Source organism: Pseudomonas sp. LBUM1645 (assembly GCF_059716185.1).
This window is the reverse complement of record NZ_CP166811.1, coordinates 4800563-4824053: the sequence shown is the minus strand read 5'-3', so window position 1 is coordinate 4824053 and position 23491 is coordinate 4800563. Positions and strand designations below refer to the sequence as shown.

Here is a 23491-nt window from a genome sequence, read left to right as displayed (position 1 = left end):
CATGAATGAAATGATCGCGCGCGACGACTCTTCGCCGCCGCGCGCAATGCCTTACGGCAGCGACTATCAACACCTTCTCGCTGGCCGAGGAATGTTCAAACAAAGGATGAGGCTATGGTTCAAGTTCGCAAACTGGTGTTAGCAATAGCGGCCGCCTCGGCGCTGTCCTCCGGTATGGCGCATGCCCTCGGGCTCGGGGAATTGACCCTGAAGTCGACGCTGAACCAGCCCTTGGTGGCGGAAATCGAGTTGCTCGACGTCAAGGACCTCACCGCTGCCGAATTGGTACCGAGCCTGGCTTCGCCCGAAGATTTCGCCAAGGCCGGTATCGACCGCCAGGCGTTTCTCAATGACCTGACCTTTACCCCGGTGCTCAACGCCAGCGGCAAAAGCATCCTGCGTGTGACATCCAGCAAACCCCTCTCCGAACCCATGGTGAAATTCCTGGTTCAGGTGATGTGGCCCAACGGTCGCCTGCTGCGCGATTACAGCGTGCTGCTCGATCCGTCCAAATTCTCGCCGCAAACCGCTGATGCGGCTGCGCAGCCTGCACCGACGCAAACCGTCACCGCACCGGTGACCGGTGCCGCCAATCCAACCCAATACACCACCGCGCCGCGCGATACCCTGTGGGAAATCGCTGCGAAGGCGCGCACTGGCGGCTCGGTCCAGCAAACCATGCTGGCCATCCAGGCGTTGAACCCGGATGCCTTTATCGACGGCAACATCAACCGGTTGAAAGCCGGTCAGGTCCTGCGTATGCCGGATCAGGCACAGAGCGCCAGCCTGCCGCAACCGAAAGCCATTGCTGAAGTCTCCGCGCAGAACACCGCGTGGCGTCAGGGTCGTCGCTATGTGGCGAAGTCCGGGGCTGGACAGCAGCAGCTCGATGCCACCAAACGCGCTCGCGGCGAAGGCCCTTCGTCGCAAGCGGCGACAGACAAGCTGAGCCTGGTCTCTGCCGAGTCCGGCAAGGCCGGTGGCAAAGGCGCCGGGGGTGATGCCAAGAATTTGAGCAACAAGCTGGCCGTGACTCAGGAAAGCCTCGACACGACTCGTCGTGACAACGCCGAACTGAAAAGCCGCATGACCGATCTGCAAAGTCAGCTGGAAAAGCTGCAACGCCTGATCGAACTGAAGAACAATCAACTGGCCAAGTTGCAGGCTGAAGGCGCGGCGGATGCGCCTGCACCAGGTGCGACCGCTCCGGCAATGTCAGCCGAACTGGCGGCCAATCCTGCGGCAGCGCCTACGGAAGCGGCTCCGGCAACACCTGCACCAGAGGCTGCTGCGCCTGAGGCCACGCCGGCTCCGGTCGAGCAGCCTGTCGAGCCGACGCCAGCAGCATCCGACGATCAGCAATTCAAAGAACTGCTGACCAATCCGTGGCTGCTGGGTCTGGCAGGTGGCGGTGCCGTGGTGGCGCTGTTCTTGCTGCTGTTGCTGGCGCGTCGCCGCAAAGCCCAGCAAGAAGCCGAGAAGCATTTGCGCATGGCCCGTGACTTGGCCGAGGAGCAGGCGTTCTCCGCTGAACTCGACCTGCCAAAAGGCATCTTCGATGACCTGGAAGTGCCGCCGCCGAGCGTGAAGCTCGCTACCGCGCCAACCCCACCGCCTGCACCAGCCCCGGTAATTGCTCCGGTTGTGGTAACGCCGCCGATCGCCGCGCCACTGGTATCGCCTGCTGGCGAGCGCGATGACGACGTATTGACCAAGGCGCAGTCGCACATCACTGCCGGTCGTCTGAATCAGGCGGCGGCCTTGCTGGAAGACGGGATCAAGCAAGAGCCACAACGCAGTGACTTGCGCCTCAAGCTGATGGAAGTCTACGGTCAGCAAGGCGACCGCAATGCATTCGTTGCCCAGGAACGCCAACTGGTGGCCAATGGTGACAACTTTGCTCAGGTCGAAAAACTCAAGAGCCGCTTCCCGGCCATGGTCATTGCGGCAGCCGGTGGTATCGCAGCCGCTGCGATCGCTGCCGAACTGGACGCGCAATACGTCAAGGATCTGCTGCAGGACGAGCCTGAAGCGCCGGCACCGGCACCGGCAGCGCCCGATGACTTCGACAATGCCTTCGATTTGAGCCTGGATGATCTGGAATCTGCCTCTCCGGCGGTGGTTGCACCAGAACCAAAACCAGAGGCAGAGTCCGATGACCTCGACAGTGCCTTCGATTTGAGCCTGGATGATCTGGAAACCGCCTCTCCGGCAGTGGTTGCACCAGTACCAGAACCAGAAGCAGAGCCAGTGTCTGCGACTGAGCTGGACGAGTTCCCGCTGGACGACGACCTGAGCTTCGAATCGGTGTTGCAGCAGCAGACCGACATCAAGGAAAACCTCGATGACCTGTCGGACTTCGACCTGGATATGGATCTTGGTGGGGATGCCTCGCCGGCCACCCTGGCCGAAGACGACTTCCTGTTGAGCCTGGATGACGGCGTCAAGGACCTGGATTTACCTGCCGCTGAAGCGCCGGCTGTTCCCGAGGTTGCGCTGGACGATCTGGAGCTGCCAGCCGATTTCGACCTGTCGCTGGCTGACGAAATGGACGCGCCAGACGCTCCGGATGCGTTTGCCGCCGAACTGGATGACGTTAACGCCGAACTGGATCGTCTGTCCCAGAGCCTTGGCGAGCCGAGCTTCACGGCGGAAGACGCCATGGCCTCCGCAGCTGACGAGCCGGAATTCGATTTCCTTTCCGGCACCGACGAAGTCGCTACCAAACTCGATCTGGCCCAGGCCTACATCGACATGGGCGACGCCGACGGCGCCCGGGACATCCTCAACGAGGTGGTGACCGAGGGTGATGCAGGTCAGAAGAGCGAAGCCAAGGAAATGCTTTCGCGTCTGGCTTGATTGATCGGTAAGGCGTAAACAAAACGGCAGCCCATTGAGGCTGCCGTTTTTGTTTCTATCGGGATGTGATGGGGGCTGTCGGGCCGCTATCGCGAGCAAGCTCGCTCCCACAGGGATTGGCGTCGAACACAAATAGTTTGAGCAACACCGGTCCAATGTGGGAGCGAGCTTGCTCGCGATGAGGCAATCACATTCAACGCAGTACCGCCTGTTGTACTGGCGTCCCCGTCCAGCGGCCTTATAATGCCCGCCTTTGCGTACATCAGCAGGCTGTCACTCCTTGGCAAATATAGATAATCCGGCCGCCGAAATGGTGGCCGACGGCTTTTTCCGGATCGCGTTGGGCGTTGAATACAAAGGTTCGCGCTATCGCGGCTGGCAGCGCCAGGCTTCCGGCGTGCTCACGGTGCAGGAAACCCTCGAAAAGGCCTTGTCCAAAGTCGCCGACTCACCGGTGTCGCTGCTCTGCGCCGGGCGTACGGATGCCGGTGTGCATGCGTGCGGTCAGGTGGTGCATTTCGATACTCAGGTCGAGCGTTCGATGAAAGCCTGGGTCATGGGCGCCAATATCAATTTGCCTCACGACGTCAGTGTCAGCTGGGCCAAGGTCATGCCGGCGCATTTTCATGCGCGGTTCAAGGCGATTGCCCGGCGCTATCGCTACGTGATCTACAACGATCAGATCCGCCCGGCGCACCTGAACGAAGAAATCACCTGGAACCACCGTCCACTGGACGTCGAACGCATGGCAGAGGCGGCGCAGTACCTGGTCGGCACTCACGATTTCAGCGCTTTCCGTGCTGGTCAGTGTCAGGCCAAGTCGCCGATCAAGGAGCTGCATCACCTGCGCGTCACGCGCCACGGCAAGATGATCGTGCTGGACATCCGCGCCAGCGCCTTCCTGCACCACATGGTGCGCAACATTGCTGGCGTGCTGATGACCATCGGTGCCGGCGAGCGCCCGGTGGAGTGGATGAAAGAGGTTCTGGAGAGCCGTATTCGCAGGTCCGGCGGGGTGACGGCGCATCCGTACGGCCTGTACCTGGTGCAGGTCGAGTACCGCGACGAGTTCGAATTGCCCGAGCGTTACATCGGGCCTCACTTCCTCACTGGCTTCTCTGAACTTGACGGCTGACGCCCTCGAACGCTTTTGTTACCATCCGGGACTTTCTCGGATTTACCTTGGGGTTCTATCGACATGTCGGCCGTTCGCAGCAAGATTTGTGGGATTACCCGCATAGAAGATGCGTTGGCGGCGGTTGAGGCCGGGGCTGATGCGATCGGATTTGTGTTCTACGCCAAAAGCCCGCGGGCCGTGACGTTTCAGCAGGCGCGCTCGATCATCAAGGCGTTGCCGCCGTTCGTGACCACCGTAGGGTTGTTCGTCAACGCCAGCCGCTGCGAGTTGGGGGAAATCCTCGACGCCGTGCCGCTGGATCTGTTGCAGTTCCATGGCGACGAAACCGCGGCCGAGTGTGAAGGCTGGCACCGTCCGTACATCAAGGCGCTGCGGGTCAAGGCCGGTGACGATATCGCGGCGGCATGCGATGCGTTTCCAAGTGCCAGCGGTATCCTGCTCGACGCCTACGTTGAAGGCGTACCCGGCGGAACCGGTGAAGCGTTTGACTGGTCACTGATACCGCAAGGCTTGAGCAAACCGATCATCCTGGCGGGTGGCTTGACGCCGGACAACGTCGCCGAGGCGATTACAAGGGTTCGGCCTTATGCCGTGGACGTCAGCGGTGGGGTAGAGGCGAGCAAGGGCATCAAGGATCACGCAAAGATTCAGGCATTCATTAAAGCGGTTGTAGGAGCTGTCGAGTGAAACGAGGCTGCGAAGAGCCAAATCAAAAGATCGCAGCCTCGTTTCATTCGTCAGCTCCTACGTTGATGTGACGGCTGGCACACTGCCGCCGTCCACAGGCATGGCTGAGGGTTTTTGGGGTGTACGCAGGTCACGTTTAGCTGATCCGGCAACCCATCGATCATCGCCACACACATGAATTTAGCTCAAGGGCATACGCGGGGCTGCGAACCAGAGCGTTCGGGCCGCCGGTACTGGAGAAAGAAAGCATGAGCAACTGGTTAGTAGACAAACTGATCCCTTCGATCATGCGTTCCGAGGTCAAGAAGAGCTCGGTGCCTGAAGGTCTGTGGCACAAATGCCCATCTTGCGAGGCTGTGCTGTATCGTCCGGAGCTGGAAAAGACCCTGGATGTTTGCCCCAAGTGCAACCACCACATGCGTATCGGCGCACGCGCCCGCATCGACATCTTCCTCGACGCTGAAGGCCGTGCCGAACTGGGCGCGGACCTGGAGCCGGTTGACCGTCTGAAGTTTCGCGACGGCAAGAAGTACAAGGATCGCCTGACCGCTGCGCAGAAGCAGACCGGCGAAAAAGACGCACTGATCTCCATGAGCGGCTCCCTGTTGGGCATGCCGGTGGTGGTTTCGGCCTTCGAATTCTCCTTTATGGGTGGTTCGATGGGCGCCATCGTTGGTGAGCGTTTTGTTCGCGCTGCCAACTACGCGCTGGAAAACCGTTGCCCGATGATCTGCTTCGCCGCTTCCGGCGGTGCGCGGATGCAGGAAGCCCTGATCTCCCTGATGCAAATGGCCAAGACCTCTGCGGTGCTGGCGCGTCTGCGTGAAGAAGGCATTCCGTTCATCTCCGTGCTGACCGACCCGGTCTACGGTGGTGTTTCTGCCAGTCTGGCGATGCTTGGCGACGTGATCGTCGGTGAGCCGAAAGCCCTGATCGGCTTCGCTGGTCCGCGCGTTATTGAACAAACCGTGCGTGAAAAACTGCCGGAAGGCTTCCAGCGCAGCGAATTCCTGCTGGAACACGGTGCGATCGACATGATCATTCACCGTCAGGAACTGCGTCCGCGTCTGGGCAATCTGCTGGCACAAATGATGGGCCTGCCGACGCCGAAATTCGTCGCCGCGCCAATCGAACCAATCGTGGTTCCACCGGTACCCGCCAACATATGATCGAACGTACCCTTGGCGAGTGGCTCGCCTACCTTGAGCAGTTGCACCCTTCGGCCATCGACATGGGCCTGGAGCGCTCGCAACAGGTAGCGTCCCGCATGGGACTGGGCAAACCGGCGCCTCGGGTGATCACGGTCACCGGCACCAACGGCAAAGGTTCTACCTGCGCATTCGTGGCTTCGTTGCTGCGGGCGCAGGGCCTGAACGTCGGTGTCTACAATTCTCCGCACCTGCTGCGTTACAACGAGCGGGTGCAGGTCAATGGCGTCGAAGCCACTGACGCCGAGCTGTGCGAAGCCTTTGCAGCGGTCGAGGCGGGCCGTGGCGACACTTCCCTGACGTACTTCGAAATGGGCACCCTCGCGGCGTTCTGGCTGTTTCAACACGCCAGTCTCGATGCGGTGGTGCTGGAAGTCGGGCTGGGTGGGCGTCTGGACACGGTCAACGTAGTAGATGCCGATATGGCGCTGGTCACCAGCATCGGTGTCGATCACGCGGATTATCTGGGTGATACCCGTGAATCCGTGGCGTTCGAAAAGGCCGGCATCTTCCGCCAGGGCGCGCCTGCGCTGTGTGGCGACCTGAATCCTCCACAACCTCTGCTGGATAAAGCGCGCGAGCTCAATTGCCCGTTTTTCCTGCGTGGGCGTGATTTCGACCTCGGCATAACCGATCACAACTGGCAATGGCGCGGTCTTGACGCTCAAGGGCGAGTGGTCGAGCTGCATGATCTGCCGTTGCTCGATCTGCCGATGGAAAACGCCGCGCTGGCGTTGCAGGCTTACCTGTTGCTCGGGTTGCCTTGGGTGGATGCGCAGATTATTGAAGCGCTGACAGCGACGCGGGTGGTTGGTCGTCTCGATCGCCGTCAGTTCGACTGGCAGGGCAAGCGCCTGAACCTGTTGCTGGACGTGGGGCATAACCCCCATGCGGCAGAGTATCTGGCTCGCCGTCTGGCCAGCCGTCCACCGGCCGGCAAGCGTCTCGCGGTGTTCGGATTGCTGGCGGACAAGGATCTGGATGGTGTTGTCGGTGAATTGAATGCTAGTGTCCAGCAATGGGCTGTCGCGCCGCTGGATTCACCGCGAGCACGCCCGGTTGCCGATTTGCACGCGGCGTTGCAGAACCTTGGCGCCTCGGTAACGTCCTATGACAGCGTGGCCGCCGCCCTGGAAGGGCAGTGCGCGCTGGCGACGAGCGACGACGAGATTCTGTTGTTCGGATCATTTTATTGTGTTGCCGAGGCCCTTGAATGGCTGGCCCGGCGCTCCACGGAGGAAGCGGCAAATGGCATTGCTGGATAAGGCATACAAACAGCGCATGGTTGGCGCCCTGGTTCTGGTGGCGCTGGCGGTGATTTTCCTGCCGATGCTGTTTTCCCGTCAGGATGAACAGCGTCAAGTGACGGTTGAAGCCCCGGCTGCGCCGCAAGCGCCTGCGGTGCCGCAAGTTCAGGTCGAGCCGGTGGTGGTGCCTGAGCCGCAAGCGTTGCCTCAGGAACCCGTGCCGAGTGATGATGAAATCGCTCAGCAAGAAGCGCCGTCGACAGCGATTGCCCCGAGTGTGCCGGTGGCGCCTGCGCCTGCCGCCAAATCGGCCGCGCCGGCGCCGGCGCCGGCACCTGCTCCAGTCAACAAGCCAACGGTTGCACCTAGCCAGCCCATCACGGCTGCACCAGGCAAGCCGGACACGACTCAAAGCCGCGTCGATGCCAATGGCCTGTCGGTCAGCTGGTCGGTGCAACTGGCCAGTCTGTCGAGCCGTGCAAGTGCAGAAAGCCTGCAGAAATCCCTGCGTAGCCAGGGCTACAACGCCTACATTCGTACTGCCGACGGCAAGAATCGGGTGTTTGTCGGACCGCTGATCGAGCGGGCAGAAGCTGATCGTCTGCGTGACTTGTTGAGCCGCCAGCAGAACCTCAAGGGTTTTGTTGTGCGTTTCCAGCCTGAGCGTGGCTAACGAACGTCAATCTGCTCTATGTAGCAGCTGCCGAGCCCGCGAGGCTGCGTCCGGCTGCGAAGCAGGCGTAAACCCTGCTTGCACGGTGTGCCGGATAGACCGAATTGCCTGATTTTACGGCTGCTGCGCAGCCGGACGCAGGCTTCGCCAGCTGCTACAGGGGCGAGTGCAGTTTCGATAGAGGCTAAAACTATCACCCCGATTTGAAATGCACTGACAATCGCAGCTTACCGATAGCCATGCGCTCTGCTAAAATGCGCCGCCTTATCCGTCTGTAGGCTGCACTGTGCCATTTACCTGGGTTGATTGGGCGATCGTTGCAATCGTCGCCATCTCCGCATTGATCAGTCTGAGCCGCGGCTTCGTCAAAGAAGCACTATCGCTGGTGACCTGGATCATCGCAGGAGTCGTCGCCTGGATGTTCGGTGGTTCATTGTCCGAGTACCTCGCCGGATACATCCAAACGCCGTCGGCCCGTGTGATCACGGGCTGTGCCATCATGTTTGTCGCCACGTTAATCGTAGGCGCGATGATCAATTATCTTATCGGCGAATTGGTTCGCGTCACCGGGCTATCCGGGACCGATCGATTCCTCGGCATGGCCTTCGGCGCCGCGCGTGGCGTGTTGCTGGTGGTCGTGGCGGTCGGGCTGTTGAGCCTGGGGCCGGTACAGCAGGACGGGTGGTGGAAAGAGTCACAGCTCGTGCCAAAATTTCTATTGGTTGCAGACTGGTCTAAAAACCTGATTCTCGGGTGGAGCAGTCAGTGGCTTGCCAGCGGTATCAGCGTACCCGCTGAGATACCGTTCAAGGAGCACCTCTTGCCGATGGCCAAAACGCCTCAGTGAGTTGTGTTCAGTTCAGATCCATTAAGTAGGGGTTGCGTCGCATGTGTGGCATCGTCGGTATCGTCGGTAAGTCGAACGTCAATCAGGCGCTGTATGACGCGCTAACCGTCCTCCAGCACCGCGGCCAGGACGCTGCCGGTATCGTGACCAGCCATGATGGCCGGTTATTCCTGCGCAAGGACAATGGCCTGGTACGTGACGTGTTTCATCAACGTCACATGCAGCGCCTGGTCGGCCACATGGGTATTGGCCATGTGCGTTACCCGACCGCGGGCAGTTCGACTTCGGCCGAAGCCCAACCGTTTTACGTCAACTCGCCTTACGGCATCACCCTGGCGCACAACGGTAACCTGACCAACGTTGAACAGCTGGCCAAGGAGATTTACGAATCTGACCTGCGCCACGTCAACACCAATTCCGATTCGGAAGTGCTGCTCAACGTGTTTGCTCACGAACTGGCCCAGCGCGGCAAGTTGCAGCCAACTGAAGAAGACGTGTTCGCGGCCGTTACTGACGTGCACAACCGTTGCGTCGGTGGTTACGCGGTTGTTGCGATGGTGACCGGTTACGGCATCGTCGGTTTCCGCGACCCGCACGGCATCCGCCCGATCGTTTTCGGTCAGCGTCATACCGACGAAGGCGTCGAGTACATGATCGCCTCCGAAAGCGTGTCCCTGGACGTGCTCGGTTTCACCCTGATTCGCGACCTGGCACCGGGCGAAGCGGTCTACATCACTGAAGACGGCAAGCTGCACACCCGCCAGTGTGCGACCAACCCGTCCCTGACCCCGTGCATCTTCGAACACGTGTACCTGGCGCGTCCGGATTCGATCATCGACGGCGTGTCGGTCTATAAAGCACGCCTGCGCATGGGTGAGAAACTCGCCGAGAAGATTCTGCGCGAGCGTCCGGATCACGACATCGACGTGGTCATCCCGATTCCGGATACCAGCCGTACCGCGGCCCTGGAGTTGGCGAACCACTTGGGCGTCAAGTTCCGCGAAGGCTTCGTGAAGAACCGCTATATCGGCCGGACCTTCATCATGCCGGGCCAGGCTGCACGGAAAAAATCCGTACGCCAGAAGCTCAACGCCATCGAGCTGGAGTTCCGCGGCAAGAACGTGATGCTGGTGGACGATTCCATCGTTCGCGGCACCACTTGCAAGCAGATCATCCAGATGGCCCGCGAAGCTGGCGCCAAAAACGTCTACTTCTGCTCCGCAGCACCGGCCGTTCGCTACCCGAACGTCTACGGCATCGACATGCCGAGCGCTCACGAGTTGATCGCGCACAACCGTTCGACCCAGGACGTGGCTGATCTGATCGGCGCCGACTGGTTGATCTATCAGGACTTGCCTGACTTGATCGAAGCGGTCGGTGGCGGCAAGATCAAGATCGAGAAGTTCGATTGCGCGGTGTTCGACGGCCAGTACGTCACCGGCGACGTCGACGAGGCTTATCTGAACAAGATCGAGCAGGCACGTAACGATGCCTCCAAGGTCAAGACGCAGGCAGTCAGTGCGATCATTGATCTGTATAACAACTGAGTAACTACCGGCCCTGAGGGGCCGGTTTTGTATCTACTAAAAGAGCAAGGCAAGGAGTGACAGCATGAGTCAGGATTGGGATGCCGGTCGGCTGGACAGCGACCTCGAAGGCGTAGCGTTCGACACCCTGGCCGTACGCGCCGGTCAGCACCGCACGCCGGAAGGCGAACACGGTGATCCGATGTTCTTCACTTCCAGCTACGTATTCCGTACCGCTGCTGATGCGGCGGCACGCTTTGCCGGTGAAGTGCCGGGCAACGTTTACTCGCGCTACACCAACCCGACCGTGCGCGCGTTCGAAGAGCGCATTGCCGCGCTGGAAAGCGCCGAGCAAGCCGTGGCCACGGCGACCGGCATGGCCGCGATCATGGCGGTGGTGATGAGCCTCTGCAGCGCCGGCGATCATGTCCTGGTGTCGCGCAGCGTATTCGGTTCGACCATCAGTCTGTTCGAGAAGTACTTCAAGCGCTTCGGCATTGAAGTCGATTACGTGCCTCTGGCGGACTTGTCCGGCTGGGATGCGGCGATCAAGGCCAATACCAAACTGCTCTTCGTCGAATCGCCGTCCAATCCGCTGGCGGAGCTGGTGGACATCGCCGAGCTGTCGAAAGTCGCTCACGCCAAAGGCGCGATGCTGGTGGTCGACAATTGCTTCTGCACCCCGGCGTTGCAGCAGCCGCTGAAGATGGGCGCGGACATCGTCGTGCACTCGGCGACCAAGTTCATCGACGGCCAGGGCCGTTGCATGGGTGGTGTTGTGGCGGGTCGTAGCGAGCAGATGAAAGAAGTCGTCGGTTTCCTGCGGACTGCCGGGCCGACCCTGAGCCCGTTCAATGCCTGGATCTTCCTCAAGGGCCTGGAAACCTTGAGCCTGCGTATGAAGGCTCACTGTGCCAATGCCCAGCAACTGGCCGAATGGCTGGAGCAGCAGGACGGTATCGAGAAAGTCCATTACGCCGGTCTCAAAAGCCATCCGCAGCACGAGTTGGCCCTGCGTCAGCAGAAAGGCTTTGGTGCGGTCGTGAGTTTCGAGGTCAAGGGCGGCAAAGAGGGCGCCTGGCGCTTTATCGATGCGACCCGTCTGATTTCCATTACCGCCAACCTCGGTGACAGCAAAACCACCATTACGCACCCAAGCACCACCTCTCACGGCCGTCTGGCGCCGCAAGAACGTGTAGCCGCGGGCATTCGTGACAGCCTGATCCGCATCGCGGTCGGTCTGGAAGACGTGGCCGACCTGCAAGCCGATCTGGCGCGCGGGTTGGCTGCCTTGTGATCGAGTTGTCCACGCCAAGCACTGGCACCAATGGCCGCGTTGCACTGGTCACGGGAGCTGCGCGGGGCATTGGTCTGGGGATCTCGGCCTGGCTGATCAGCGAAGGCTGGCAGGTGGTGCTGACTGATCTTGATCGGGTGCGCGGTTCGAAAGTGGCGAAGGTGCTCGGCGACAACGCCTGGTTCATCGCCATGGACGTCTCGAACGAAGGCCAAGTGGCGTTGGGCGTCGCCGAGGTGCTGGGGCAGTTCGGGCGTCTGGATGCGCTGGTGTGCAACGCGGCGGTTGCCGATCCGCACAACATCACTCTTGAAAGCCTTGATCTGGCGTACTGGAATCGGGTGCTGGCAGTGAATCTCAGTGGGCCGATGCTGCTGGCCAAGCACTGTGCGCCGTACCTGCGCGCTCACAGCGGTGCAATCGTCAATCTGGCCTCGACCCGCGCCGGGCAGTCGGAACCCGACACTGAGGCTTACGCGGCGAGCAAGGGCGGCCTGTTGGCCCTGACTCATGCCTTGGCCATCAGCCTCGGGCCGGAAATCCGCGTCAATGCTGTCAGTCCGGGTTGGATCGATGCGCGAGATCCATCCGCGCGCCGCGCCGAACCGCTAACCGATGCCGATCATGCCCAGCATCCGGCGGGCAGGGTAGGGACGGTCGAGGACGTGGCGGCGATGGTCGCCTGGCTGTTATCGAAGAATGCCGGTTTTGTCACGGGCCAGGAGTTCGTGGTCGATGGCGGCATGACCAAGAAGATGATTTACAGCGAGTAATTCGAGCAGGGGCCGCGACAGCAGCGGTTTGAGGTTGCAGGTGGCCATTGGCAGCGCTGCGGGAAATGACATGATTTTGTCTTTTTCAGAAAAACTTCAAGCGGGGTATTGACTTAGCATCGGTACCTGCGTAAATTTCGCGGCCTCGGAGATGCAAACGGGTGATTAGCTCAGCTGGGAGAGCGTCTGCCTTACAAGCAGAATGTCGGCGGTTCGATCCCGTCATCACCCACCACTTCCGAGAGTCTTGCGAAAGCAAGATGGAAGCTTTTAAAAGCCTCCACCGACGCGCAGCGGTAGTTCAGTCGGTTAGAATACCGGCCTGTCACGCCGGGGGTCGCGGGTTCGAGTCCCGTCCGCTGCGCCATATTTACCGAGTCAGAATTTATTCTGATTCGAGATTGAAAGCCTCGAAGCTTCCAGTCAGACGAGTTACTTGGACGCAAGTCCAAAGCGATACGCAGCGGTAGTTCAGTCGGTTAGAATACCGGCCTGTCACGCCGGGGGTCGCGGGTTCGAGTCCCGTCCGCTGCGCCATATCTGCCTCAAGGCCCACTGAACGCCTTGGAGCTACGAAGAAAGCTGCTGGTAAAGCCAGTGTCTACTTCGAGTCGATAGCAAAGACCCTGGTCGAAAGACCGGGGTTTTTTGTGTCTGCGATTTGGCTTTTCTCCTTGTCCCCGCAACCACAGGGGTTCGCCTGCCGGCCAAGTGTGACCGTGCATCGAATTCTTACTTTCTTCGACGATTTCCCTCAATAACGCTCAGCCCCGACTAACCGGTGGCTGCGTGGCAGAAACACCTGTCTTTCATTCGCGTATTCAAATTTTTCCTGGGGGCGAAACGCATAAAGCGCTTGGTTTGAAGTATCAACACTAATTAGAATGAGTCGCATTTAAAATATTTCTTCGCGCAGGGTTCCTTTAGATGAGTGATGCAGCGATGCCGGCGGCGCAAACCTTCCACGACCTGTACCGCGACCATCGTGGCTGGCTCGAAAGCTGGTTGAGGCGACGCATGAGCAATGGCCATGATGCGGCGGACTTGAGCCAGGATACGTTCGTGCGTTTACTCGCCAGCTCCCAGCACATCGCTGACCTGCAAGAACCCCGCGCCTATCTGGCGACGGTCGGCAAGCGACTGCTGAGCAACTTCTATAAGCGCCGCAGCCTGGAGCAGGCCTACCTCGACGCCTTGGCGCTGCTGCCCGAGGAGTGCGTGCCATCCCCCGAGCAACGTTGGTTGCTGCTGGAAACCCTGCAAGCTCTGGACGAATTGCTCGATGGATTGCCGACCGCGGTGCGACGGGCGTTTCTCTGGAGCCAGTTGGAGGGCTTGGGTTATCACGAGATTGCTGAGCGCCTGCATGTCTCGGAGCGCACGATCAAGCGCTACATGGCGCAAGCCTATGAACATTGCCTGCTGGTGGAACTGTGATCGGTTCGACACCTTCGGCCGAAGCCCGGCAAGTCGTGCGGGCTGCAGCTCAATGGCTGGCACTCATGGAATCAGGCGCCGCCAATGATCGCGATCGTGCCAATCTGCAGCACTGGCGCGACAGCCATCCCAGCCACGAACAGGCCTGGCAGAAAGCCCAGCTCTTGCGCCAACGCTTTGCCGACCTGCCGTCGGCACTGGCCATGGCCAGCCTGGATCGGCCGCAGACGAGTCGGCGCACGGTGCTCAAGCGCGCCGTCGGGGCGGTGGCGCTGGTGCCGACCGCCTGGCTGATCAGTCGGCAGCTACCTCTGGATGTCTGGCGCGCTGATCTGCGAACCGCGACCGGGGAGGGCAAAAAAGTCCAGTTGGCCGATGGCAGTTCGCTGCAATTGAACACCGCGAGTGCCGTCGATATCGACCTGAAGAACCGCCGGCTGAGACTCGTGGAAGGCGAAATAGCGCTGAATGTGCCCGGCACATCGCCACTGACGATCCAGACGCACTTCGGGCAAGTGGTCGTCAGTCAGAGCGAAGTGTGCGTTCGTCAGGGGCAGATGGGGTGCAAGGTGTCAGTGCTTAAAGGCGCGGTGCAGTTGCAGCCTTTGCGCGGACCGGTCTTTTCATTGCGCGCAGGCCAGCAAGTCAGCCTTCAGGCGATGGGTGCCGGGCGCGTCGAACCTTTCGATGTGCTTGCCCCAGGCTGGCGCGACGGCGTGTTGATGGCACAGAACCAGCCCCTGGGCGATTTTCTGCGCGAACTCAGCACCTATCGTCCGGGGTTGTTGCGCTGGGAGCCGGAACTCGAATCCCTGCGCGTCACCGGCAGTTTCCGTCTGGAAGACACCGATCGCATCCTGACGTTGCTGGCGGCCAGCCTGCCGCTGGAGGTGCATAGGCGAACCCGCTACTGGGTCACGTTACTGCCGCGCAAAAATAGTGTTTGAGGTGTGTCCCCTTTTTTCGCGTCGCTTGTCATTCAAGGCAAGTGAAACGAAATCAGAGAGATTCTCAATGCCCGTAGTGATGCCCTGCAGTACGCGTCTGGGTTCTTCCAGACTGCGCCCGTTGTTGCACTTGAGTCTGTTGCTAAGTCTGAGTGCCTGCCCGTTGTTCATCACTGCCGGTTGGGCCGAAGACGCGCCTCGACGCAGTTATCAGGTGCCAGCAGGAAGCCTCAGTGCAGCGCTGACCCGTTTCGCCGGGCTGGCCGGGGTCAATCTGTCGGTGGACCCGGCACTGGTGGGCAGTCGCACCAGCCCTGGACTTTCCGGCGAGTACGCGGTGGAGGAGGGCTTTGCCCGACTGTTGCAGGGTTCCGGTCTGCAACTGCAGCCGGTAGGCGAAGAGGCGTACATCCTGACCCCGGCGCCAGAAGGCGGTAGCCTGCAACTGGGCGCCACCTCGATTCTCGGTGCCATTGACCCGGTGGACGGTGATCCGTATGCCGGCGGCCAAGTCGCGCGTCGCGGTTCGCAAGGCTTGCTGGGCTCGAAAGACTTTATGGAAACGCCGTTCAGCATGACCACCTACACCAGTGAGGTGGTCAAAAACCAGCAGGCGCGTACCTTGGGCGACCTGATCGCCAACGATCCCTCGGTTCGCGCCACCAACCCAGCGGGTGGGCGCTATGAGCAGTTCACCATTCGAGGGCTGAGCCTGTTCAACAGTGATGTTTCCTACAACGGTCTCTACGGCGTCCTGCCGACCTATACGATCGACATGGAGATGGCCGACCGCGTCGACGTCCTCAAAGGCCCGAGCCAGCTCATCAACGGCATCTCGCCGCGTGGCAGCGTGGGTGGCGGGATCAACGTGGTGCCCAAGCGCGCTACCGACAAGCCCATCACTTCGTTCACCGGCAGCTACGCGTCCGACAGTCAGGTCGGCGGTGCCGTGGATGTCGGCCGGCGCTTCGGTGAAGACAATAAGTTTGGCCTTCGTTTCAACGGCGTGAAGCAGTCCGGCGACACCGAATGGGATCACCAGAATGTCGATCGCGAGATGGCCGTGCTGGGCCTGGATTTTCGCGGTGAACGCCTGCGACTCTCGACGGACATCGGGCGCACCGAACGTGATACCGACGCACCGCAGGAACGCGTACAGGTTGGCCCTAACGCGCAGGTTCCGCATGCCAGCGATGTGCGCCGCAACTATGCGCAGCCCTGGAGCAAGGCGAGTACCAACGACACGTTCGGCACGGTGAACGCTGAATACGATGTCAACGATTCCGTCATGCTGTACGGCGGTGTGGGCGCGCGCAAAAGTAACCATGACTTTCTCCGTCATGCCGTTTCGGTCACCAACGACGCTGGCAATTTCAGCGTTCTACCCCGTGACTTCACCCGTGACGAAAATGTCCGGACGGGCACGGCGGGGGTGCGCAACTGGTTCCATACCGGCCCGGTGAGCCATGAAGTCAACCTGGCCGCCAACTATTACTACATGGACTTTGAAAACGGCGGCGCCCGTTATGCTGCGGCCAACAGCAACCTCTACAACCCCGTGACAACACCAACGCCTGTCAGACCCACGCGACAGGATTCGAAGGTCTATACCGAGAACCGCTCCACCGGTGTGGCGTTGTCCGACACCCTGGGTTTCTTCGATGACCGGTTGCTGCTGACCCTCGGCGCCCGCTGGCAGCGCGTGAAGGTTGACGACTGGACCGATAACGTCAGAGGCGACACCGGCTACGACGAGGAAAAGGTTTCGCCGTCAGGCGGCATCCTGTTCAAGGCCACCGACAAGCTGTCGCTGTATGCCAACTACATGGAAGGCCTGAGCCAGGGCAAGATCGCGCCGTCGACCTCGGTGAACGAAGACGAGATCTTCCCGCCGTTCATCAGCCGCCAGGTCGAGGTCGGTGCCAAGTATGACGCCGGTGCGTTCGCCGTCACCGCCGCCGTGTTCCGGATCAAGCAGCCAGCCTACGAGACCAACGCCACGACACGCGTCTTCGGCCCGAACGGCAAGCGTGAGAACACCGGTGTGGAACTGAGTGTGTTCGGTGAACCGCTCGATGGTTTCCGTCTGCTCGGCGGTGTCATGTACATCGATAGCGAGTTGAGCAACACCACCAATGGCACCTTCGACGGCAACCGGGCACCGGCCACGCCAAAATACAACGTCAACCTGGGCGCCGAGTGGGATGTGCCGACCGTACAGGGCCTGACCCTGACCAGCCGCGGCATCTATTCCAGCTCGCAGTACCTGGACCAGTCCAACAACAAGGAAATCGACTCCTGGGAGCGTTTCGACGTGGGCGCACGCTATGCGTTCAAGGTCGACGAAACGAACGTCACTGTGCGTGCCAATGTCGAGAACGTGGCGGACAAGCGCTACTGGAGTTCGGCCGGGGCCTCGGATGACAGTGAGCCTGGCTTGACGCTGTCGACCCCGCGCACTTATCTCCTTTCGGCGACTGTCGACTTCTGATTCACCCGTGTCATGCGCCCCAGGGACCGGGGCGCCATCGTTGGGCCGTGACCTGATTCGTATAGAGGAAGGACATATGCACCCCATCAGTTAATGAACATTCAAGACACTTGCGTATAAGTCGCTATCTGTCGGTAGCCTATACCGAAGTTGTCAATCGCATTAAAAGATCATGGCTAGATCATGGCACTTCCGGAGTTCATACCAGGTTTATTAACTTGGTCTTTTGCGTGTCTGATGGTTTTTAAAGTAGTTCAAATCGCTATATGTAAATTTCCAAATGGGTTGTAAGAATTAGTTGCAACAACTTGTTAATGAGAATAAGTTGCATATCGAATTTAACGAGGGTGAAGCGATGTTGAATGATGGCGTATTGCACTCTAATCCATTGCAAAAAACCAATGCCGACTATTTGGCTCGACAAAGCAAGTTCGAATCTAATGTACGCAGTTATCCACGCAAGTTGCCGCTGGCCATCGCCAAGGCGCACGGGCTCTGGGTTACCGATGTCGAGGGCAATACTTACCTCGACTGTCTGGCTGGCGCAGGTACTTTGGCCTTGGGGCACAATCATCCGGCCGTCATGGCCAGCCTCGACAGCTTCCTCGCTTCAGGCCTGCCGATGCATACCCTGGACCTGACCACCGCGGTCAAGGACGCTTTCAGCGAAACCTTGCTCAGCCTGTTGCCGAACCAGGGCCGTGATTACTGCCTGCAATTTTGCGGGCCGTCCGGGGCGGATGCAGTGGAAGCGGCGCTGAAGCTGGCCAAGACCTACACCGGGCGCAACAACATCATCAGTTTCTCCGGGGCCTACCATGGCATGACCCACGGCGCCTTGGCCCTGACCGGCAACACCGCGCCGAAAAATGCCATCGCCAGCCTGATGCCCGGGGTGCAGTTCATGCCGTACCCCCACGAATACCGTTGCCCGCTGGGCATTGGCGGTGAGGCCGGGGTAGAGGCCTTGACCCACTATTTCACCCAGTTCATCGAAGACGTCGAAAGCGGCGTGTCACTGCCGGCGGCGGTGATCCTTGAAGCGGTGCAGGGTGAGGGCGGGGTCAACTGTGCCCCGGCGAGCTGGCTGCGGGCGATTCGCGAGGTGACGCGCAAGCACGGCATCCTGCTGATCCTCGACGAAGTGCAGACCGGTTTCGGCCGCACCGGCAAGATGTTTGCCTTCGAACACGCCGACATCGAGCCGGACCTGATCGTCATGTCCAAAGCGGTCGGTGGCGGTTTGCCCATGGCGGTGCTGGGCATCCGTCGTGAATTCGATGCCTGGGAACCAGGCAATCACGCCGGGACTTTCCGCGGCAACCAGATGGCCATGGCCGCCGGGCTGGCCACGTTGCAGGTGCTGCAACAGCAAAACCTCGCCGCCCAGGCCGAGTGCCAGGGCCAGTGGCTCAAGGACCGGCTGGTCGAGTTGCAGGCGCATTATCCGGCCCTTGGCCAAGTGCGCGGTCGCGGCCTGATGCTGGGCATCGAGATCGTCGACGAGCGCCAGCCGGCGGATCGCCACGGACATTTCCCGATGGACCCGGCGCTGGCCGTGGCCATCCAGCAACAGTGCTTCAAACAAGGCCTGTTGCTTGAACGCGGCGGGCGTAAGGGCAATGTCATCCGCTTGTTGCCGCCATTGATTATCGACGATGAACAATGCCAGCAAGTTATCCAGCGTTTTGATAACGCGATGGCAGCAGCGTTATTGCAGTTGCGCCCTTGAATGAATCAATCAAAGTTACGTTAGCAGTGCGCCGAATTGCAGTTTGATGACGTTGCTGCAAATAACTTTGATGGTCGTCTGATTGTTTTAAAAGGTTCAGTGAAGTGATGTCGTTACGTGGAGTTTCGTCGGCTGTTAAACAGCTCGATCAGCAACTAATTTTTTCGCCATATAACGTGTCCAGTGGCCTCGCGGGCTACTGTGGAGCACCCATGAATCATCCAGATCGCAGTGTTTTATCGAATATGGTCAGTGAGTTGGCGACGACGCGCGCGTTGCTTAATTGTTTGATCAAAGAGTTCGCCTTGCCGGAAAACTGCCTCAGTTACATTTGGCCGACGCAGATGCAAGGTATCGCCCCGGGCAGCTACCTCGAGGGCCTTGAATGGAAAGGCATTCCCCTGACCATCAACCTGCCCAACCAGCAGCAGTTTTTTGTGATGGTGGACCGCCGTGATGGTCTGGGCAGTCACCGTTACCTGTCGGACGTTTATGCCCGGCGTGGCGAGGGCGACTGGTCGTGCCTGAGGTTTGCCGAGTTCGTCGAGCAGTTGCTCGCGGCGTGCGAACACATGACCCGCGCCAGCAACGACGAGTTGCTGGATCAGGTGTTGCAAAGCCAGTTGCTGACCGCGGCCATCGTCGGCCACAACATGGACGGTCAGCACCCGGCACCGCTCAGCGGTTACCTCGCCAGCGAGCAGGGCTTGTGGTTCGGTCATCCGAATCACCCGGCACCCAAGGCGCGCCTGTGGCCTGCTCATCTGGCCCAGGAAACCTATGCCCCGGAATTCCAGGCCCGCACGCCGTTGCACCTGTTCGAGGTGCCGCTGGAAGGATTGAACGTCGGGGCCAACGGCTTGAGCAAAGCCCAAGTGCTGGCCGGTTTTGCCGATCAAGCGCAGGCGCGGCCAGGGCACGCGGTTATCTGCATGCATCCGGTTCAGGCCCAGCTGTTCATGCAGGATGGTCGGGTTCAGCGTTTGTTGAAATCCGCGGCCATCGTCGACCTTGGCGCCACAGGGCTGATGGCCAACCCCACGGCGTCCATCCGCACCTGGTACATCGAGGGCCATGAGTTCTTCATCAAGGGCTCGCTGAACGTGCGCATCACCAACTGTGTCAGGAAAAATGCCTGGTACGAATTGGAAAGCGCGCTGATGATCGACCGAGTCTTTCGTAATCTCCAACTGACCCGGCCCGAAACCCTTGGCGGGCTCTCGGTGGTGGCCGAACCGGGCAATCTGAGCTGGGCGCCGCAACAGGCCAGCGAAGCGGATAACCACTGGTTCCGCGAACAGACCGGGGCAATCCTGCGGGAGAACTTCTGCCTCGAAACCGGCACCGACTGCAGCATCATGGCCGGTACGTTGTTCGCTCGTGGTCTGCATTTGCCGCCGTTGGTGCATGAGTTCCTGTGCCGGTTCAACGGCAATGACATCGACGATCAACAGCTGTTGAGCTGGTTCGACGACTATCAAGCGCTGTTGCTACGGCCGGTGTTGGCGCTGTTCTTCAACCACGGCATCGTGATGGAACCGCATCTACAGAACAGCGTGCTGGTGCATGACAACGGTCGTCCACAACGTTTGCTGCTGCGGGATTTCGAAGGGGTCAAACTGACCGACGAACTGGGTGCTTCCCGGATCGACGCAGACGTTCATCCACGGGTGCGTGAGTCGCTGCTCTATTCCCGCCAGCAAGGCTGGAACCGCATTGTCTATTGCCTGTTCGTCAACAACTTGTCCGAGGCGGTACTGGCCCTGAGTTGGGAACGTCCGCATTTGGCGCCGCTGATGTGGCAACGGGTGGAGCAGCAACTGGTCAGTATCCGCGCCGAATTGACCCGCGCTGCGCCGGAGTTGGACGCACTGATCGCCGGTCAGCCGATTGCCTGCAAAACCAACCTTAAGGTCCGCCTCGCGGCCAAGGCCGATCGCCAGGCCAGCTACGTCAGCCTGGTGTCCCCGTGGGGCAAGGAGGCCAAGCATGGATAAGCTGCCCGCAGCGGTATTGGCCGCCATCGATGAAGCCCGTACACAACACGAAGACCCGCTGGCGCTGTTCATCTATGACCTGGACGCGCTGAAACAGCACGTGACGCAGGTGATGGCGGCACTCCCCAAAGGCGTGGAGCTTTACTACGCGATCAAAGCCAACAGCGAACCGCAAATCCTCGCCGCTGTGGCGCCGTTGGTACACGGGTTCGAGATTTCCTCCGGCGGCGAGATCGATCGTCTCCAGGCCTGCCCGACGCGCAAGCCGTTCATCTTCTCCGGCCCCGGTAAACTGGACTCTGATTTGCGTTCGGCGCTGCAACATCAGGTCGAAGCGATTCACATCGAAAGCCTGAATGAAATCGTCCGCCTGCAACGGCTGGCCCTGGAAGCGGGGCACGTGCAAGACGTCTTGTTGCGAATCAACCCCGAACTGCCGTCGCCGCTCTCCAGCAAACTGGCGATGGCCGGCACGGCCACACCGTTCGGGATCGATGAGTCGGAACTGGCTCAGGCGGTCAGCTGGGTCGATAACGCCAGCCACCTGCGGCTCAAGGGCTTCCATGTGCATGCGATGTCTCATCAGTCGCTGGTGGAACGCCATGAACAATTGCTCGATCTGTACCTGCAGCGCTGGCCGCAATGGAAGGCGTTGTCGGCCGATCCTGCGGCGATCACCCACCTCAATGTGGGCGGTGGCATCGGTGTCAATTACCTCGGGCCGCAGCAATTCGATTGGCAGCGCTTGTGTACGCATTTGGGGCAAAGCCTTGCAGCGTGTGCCGATGCGCCCGTCGTGCGTTTTGAACCCGGTCGTTTCATCAGCGCCTTCTGCGGCTACTACGCCATTGAAGTGCTGGACACGAAAACCAGTCACGGCAAGCACTTCCTGGTCTGTCGCGGCGGTACCCATCAGTTCCGTTTGCCGGTTGCCCAGGGACATGATCACCCGGTCATTCATCTGCCCAGACATCAAGCAACACCCGGCGCGTTGCAACAGGACTGGACCGTGGTCGGGCAGCTCTGCACGCCCAAGGATGTGCTGAGCCGCGATTACCCGCTGACTGGTGTCGAAGTCGGCGACATGCTGGTGCTGCCGCTGGCCGGTGCCTATGGCTACAACATCTCCCACGCCGATTTCCTCTGTCATCCGCGACCGCCGCAGGTGTTTGTGCAAGAAGCCGGAGTCGCACCGTGGGATTGACGTTTGCCGTCCCGCGCTGGTTGGTGGTGGTCAATGTGTTGTTGGGTACGCTGACGGTCAGCCTGAACAACAGCTCGCTGAATCCGGCGTTGCCGGCGTTCATGGAGGCCTTTCAGATCGGTCCGCTGTTGGCCACCTGGATTGTGGCGGCGTTCATGGTGAGCATGGGCATGACCATGCCGCTCACCAGTTTTCTCAGCCAGCGGGTGGGACGCAAATCCCTCTATTTGTGGGGCGTGGCGTTGTTTGTCTGCGGTTCATTGCTGGGGGCGCTGGCCAACTCCATCGCGCTGGTGATTACCGCGCGCGTGGTGCAAGGCATCGCCAGCGGGCTGATGATTCCGCTGTCGCTGGCGATCATTTTTTCGGTGTACGCCAAGGGCGAGCGGGGCAGGGTTACCGGCCTATGGGGCGCGGCGGTCATGCTGGCGCCGGCATTGGGGCCCTTGTGCGGGAGCCTGATGCTGGAGTGGTTCAGTTGGCGCTCGCTGTTCCTGATGAATGTGCCGATTGGCCTGCTGGCGCTGATCCTGGGTGTTGGTGTGCTGCCGGCTTCTGAAGCATCGGAACGCAAACCTTTCGACCTGGCGGGTTACCTGTTGATCGCGACGGGCATCGGTCTGCTGATGATCGCCGTTGGCCGTCTGCGCCATGCCGAAGCCCTCACTGATCCGCTCAACCTCGGCATGCTGCTGGCGGCCATCCTGTGCCTGGTGGCGTTCGTGCGACTGGAACTGAACCGGACTTCGCCGCTGCTCAACCTGCGCATCTTTGCCCTGCGCGGTTATCGCTTGAGCGTGATCATCGCCGTGGTGCAGTCGGTCGGCATGTTCGAATGCCTGGTACTGCTGCCGCTGCTGGTGCAAGTGGTGATGGGCTACAGCGCTATCTGGACCGGTTTGTCTCTGCTGTGCACGGCGATGTTCGCCAGCCTGTTCGGGCATCTCGGCGGCAAGTGGCTGGACCGTCACGGCCCGCGCGGCGTAGTGCTTTGGGGGCTGCTGCTGACCGGGGGCGCCACATTGGGATTGGGCATGCTGGGGGCTGGCGCTTCAATCGGTGTGGTGTTTTTTCTGATGATGGTCCGCGGCGCAGGGCTGGGCCTGTCCTATATCCCCATCACCACCGCCGGGCTCGATGCGCTGCCTGAACCGATGGTCACTCAAGGCGCGGCGATGAACAACATTTCCCGTCGTCTCGTGTCGTCGCTGGCCATCGTGATTGCCTCCCTGTGGCTGGAATTCCGCCTGACTGCCGATTCGGCGGGCGGCATTGTTTCGGTGGCGACCCCAGGGGCGATCAGCGAGGTCTTCTTGGCCACCGGCATCCTCATCCTGCTGGCATTGCCCTGTGCCTGGCGTTTTCCCGTTCACGCATCCGACGAGCCGGCCGAGGCGTTGCCCTCAGCCCTCGAACACCGTTAATTCT

Annotated in this window: 17 protein-coding genes and 3 tRNA genes; all 20 read left to right on the top strand. The window is 60.3% G+C overall.

All coding sequences use genetic code 11. The features are described from left to right. Positions 1–114: 114 nt before the first annotated feature. Positions 115–2859 (top strand): motility hub landmark protein FimV, encoded by a 2745-nt coding sequence (locus ACA079_RS21800; protein ID WP_497700907.1) that lies wholly within the window; start codon positions 115–117, stop codon positions 2857–2859. A 310-nt stretch (positions 2860–3169) separates the two neighbouring features. Continuing rightward, complete coding sequence (gene truA, locus ACA079_RS21795) at positions 3170–3994, top strand: tRNA pseudouridine(38-40) synthase TruA (RefSeq protein ID WP_046047735.1); 825 nt, start codon at positions 3170–3172, stop codon at positions 3992–3994. Between the two features lie 63 nt (positions 3995–4057). Further along, positions 4058–4684 (top strand): phosphoribosylanthranilate isomerase, encoded by a 627-nt coding sequence (locus ACA079_RS21790; protein ID WP_497700906.1) that lies wholly within the window; start codon positions 4058–4060, stop codon positions 4682–4684. 248 nt (positions 4685–4932) lie between these two features. Beyond that, complete coding sequence (gene accD / locus ACA079_RS21785) at positions 4933–5853, top strand: acetyl-CoA carboxylase, carboxyltransferase subunit beta (protein ID WP_033061847.1); 921 nt, start codon at positions 4933–4935, stop codon at positions 5851–5853. Further along, positions 5850–7157 (top strand): bifunctional tetrahydrofolate synthase/dihydrofolate synthase, encoded by a 1308-nt coding sequence (gene folC / locus ACA079_RS21780; protein WP_497700905.1) that lies wholly within the window; start codon positions 5850–5852, stop codon positions 7155–7157. The genes accD and folC overlap by 4 nt, the downstream gene beginning before the upstream one ends. Then, positions 7141–7812 carry an SPOR domain-containing protein gene (locus tag ACA079_RS21775; RefSeq protein WP_497700904.1) on the top strand — a complete coding sequence of 224 codons (672 nt, stop codon included), beginning with the start codon at positions 7141–7143 and terminating at the stop codon, positions 7810–7812. Before folC ends, ACA079_RS21775 begins: the two co-directional genes overlap by 17 nt. A gap of 286 nt (positions 7813–8098) precedes the next feature. Continuing rightward, on the top strand, positions 8099–8659 hold the full coding sequence (locus ACA079_RS21770; RefSeq protein ID WP_008145596.1) for a CvpA family protein: 561 nt from the start codon (positions 8099–8101) through the stop codon (positions 8657–8659). A gap of 41 nt (positions 8660–8700) precedes the next feature. Then, positions 8701–10206 (top strand): amidophosphoribosyltransferase, encoded by a 1506-nt coding sequence (gene purF / locus ACA079_RS21765; RefSeq protein WP_007905939.1) that lies wholly within the window; start codon positions 8701–8703, stop codon positions 10204–10206. A gap of 64 nt (positions 10207–10270) precedes the next feature. Beyond that, positions 10271–11482: an O-succinylhomoserine sulfhydrylase gene (locus ACA079_RS21760; RefSeq protein ID WP_497700903.1), complete on the top strand. Its 1212-nt coding sequence runs from the start codon at positions 10271–10273 to the stop codon at positions 11480–11482. Then, a complete protein-coding gene (locus tag ACA079_RS21755) occupies positions 11479–12255 on the top strand; it encodes an SDR family oxidoreductase (RefSeq protein WP_415770108.1) in 777 nt (258 codons plus the stop codon). The genes ACA079_RS21760 and ACA079_RS21755 overlap by 4 nt, the downstream gene beginning before the upstream one ends. Before the next feature lie 159 nt (positions 12256–12414). Next, positions 12415–12490: transfer RNA gene (locus ACA079_RS21750), tRNA-Val, on the top strand. 55 nt (positions 12491–12545) lie between these two features. Beyond that, a tRNA-Asp gene (locus ACA079_RS21745) sits at positions 12546–12622 on the top strand. A gap of 93 nt (positions 12623–12715) precedes the next feature. Then, positions 12716–12792: transfer RNA gene (locus ACA079_RS21740), tRNA-Asp, on the top strand. 390 nt (positions 12793–13182) lie between these two features. Next, a complete protein-coding gene (locus ACA079_RS21735) occupies positions 13183–13692 on the top strand; it encodes a sigma-70 family RNA polymerase sigma factor (protein ID WP_497700902.1) in 510 nt (169 codons plus the stop codon). Then, positions 13689–14639, top strand: a complete 951-nt coding sequence (locus tag ACA079_RS21730; protein WP_497700901.1) for a FecR domain-containing protein — start codon at positions 13689–13691, stop codon at positions 14637–14639. Before ACA079_RS21735 ends, ACA079_RS21730 begins: the two co-directional genes overlap by 4 nt. 67 nt (positions 14640–14706) lie before the next feature. Beyond that, positions 14707–17130: a TonB-dependent siderophore receptor gene (locus tag ACA079_RS21725; RefSeq protein ID WP_497700900.1), complete on the top strand. Its 2424-nt coding sequence runs from the start codon at positions 14707–14709 to the stop codon at positions 17128–17130. A 355-nt stretch (positions 17131–17485) separates the two neighbouring features. Beyond that, entirely contained in the window at positions 17486–18862 is a 1377-nt protein-coding gene (locus tag ACA079_RS21720; RefSeq protein WP_497704358.1) for a diaminobutyrate--2-oxoglutarate transaminase, read from the top strand. Between the two features lie 212 nt (positions 18863–19074). Further along, complete coding sequence (locus ACA079_RS21715; protein ID WP_497700899.1) at positions 19075–20859, top strand: IucA/IucC family protein; 1785 nt, start codon at positions 19075–19077, stop codon at positions 20857–20859. Next, on the top strand, positions 20852–22063 hold the full coding sequence (locus tag ACA079_RS21710) for a type III PLP-dependent enzyme (protein ID WP_497700898.1): 1212 nt from the start codon (positions 20852–20854) through the stop codon (positions 22061–22063). The genes ACA079_RS21715 and ACA079_RS21710 overlap by 8 nt, the downstream gene beginning before the upstream one ends. Continuing rightward, a complete protein-coding gene (locus ACA079_RS21705) occupies positions 22060–23487 on the top strand; it encodes a DHA2 family efflux MFS transporter permease subunit (protein WP_497704357.1) in 1428 nt (475 codons plus the stop codon). Before ACA079_RS21710 ends, ACA079_RS21705 begins: the two co-directional genes overlap by 4 nt. Positions 23488–23491: the final 4 nt, after the last annotated feature.